Origin of the sequence: Allobosea massiliensis (genome assembly GCF_042655245.1) — a bacterium.
Lineage (GTDB): Bacteria > Pseudomonadota > Alphaproteobacteria > Rhizobiales > Beijerinckiaceae > Allobosea > Allobosea massiliensis.
The window spans coordinates 1-789 of the sequence record NZ_JBHSLU010000157.1 but is presented as its reverse complement, the minus strand read 5'-3'; the positions used below and the strand labels follow the sequence as shown (position 1 = coordinate 789).

Below are 789 nucleotides of genomic sequence, written 5' to 3'. Positions count from 1 at the left end.
TCCCATCGTCAGCCTGCCAGCCGGGGCCGCCTGACCAGCCCGGCCAAAGCCGGCATCGTGGTTGCTCCGCGAAGCTACACCACCATCAGGGACACGACCACTCGGCCTTGGAGGTCTTCTTGCCGAAGCACCGGACGTCGTGCGGGATGGGGCAGTGTGGAGGATGACGTTTCGATGGCTGCCCGATGCACCTCGCCGGCCAGCGTCCGAACTTGCGGGAATGAGCCGGCACACCGGCGAGATCATCTCCGGTGAGAAGTATTGGAGACAGACCTTTGAGGCGATCCTTGAGCAGCCTCTCGGCACCTGGTTTGCCGATATGGAGGGCGGAAGCAATGTTTCCGAACTCTACGAAGCGTTGCGCGGCTCGACTTGGTTTGAGCATCTCGTGAAGTGTGAAGTGATACGTCTCTCCTGCGTTCCCCGCCCCGAAAAACTCGGAGGACAGATCCGCGACTACCCTCCCTTGATATGCGTAAGGCGAGTCGTCAGCGTTCGGATCCCGGACGCAACCCTCGTTGACGAACGTCTGCGTGTAGGCATCGATTTGGATCTTGAAGGCCATGGCCGCTGGAGCGGAGACGTGAGCTTGTACATCTATAGCCAGAGAGCTTTGCAGAAAGAGCGCGCAAAGGCTGCGTGGATGGCAGAGAATATCAGGCGCATCGAGAAAGACGAGAGAATGCTGCCTAGGCCGTCGACTCATTACCGCGTAGCCAGATCCTGACGCATACGAGCTTGAGGCTTGCGAGGAAGTTTTCCGCGAGCTTGTCGTAGCGTGTGGCGACG

At 59.6% G+C, this 789-nt stretch carries 1 protein-coding gene and 1 pseudogene; one reads left to right on the top strand and one right to left on the bottom strand.

What is annotated here, in order from left to right; all coding sequences use genetic code 11:
• The first annotated feature begins 220 nt into the window (after window positions 1–220).
• Window positions 221–727, top strand: coding sequence for a hypothetical protein (locus tag ACFPN9_RS28925; protein WP_377817999.1), 507 nt, complete (start codon window positions 221–223; stop codon window positions 725–727).
• Here ACFPN9_RS28925 and ACFPN9_RS28920 read toward each other — a convergent pair.
• Window positions 690–789, bottom strand: a pseudogene (locus tag ACFPN9_RS28920) (IS5/IS1182 family transposase); the annotation flags it as partial. The gene ACFPN9_RS28925 and the pseudogene ACFPN9_RS28920 overlap by 38 nt on opposite strands.

Coding starts and splice junctions, on each gene's coding strand:
- ACFPN9_RS28925 (WP_377817999.1), top strand. CDS start 221: ATGAGCCGGCACACCGGCGAGATCATCTCCGGTGAGAAGTATTGGAGA.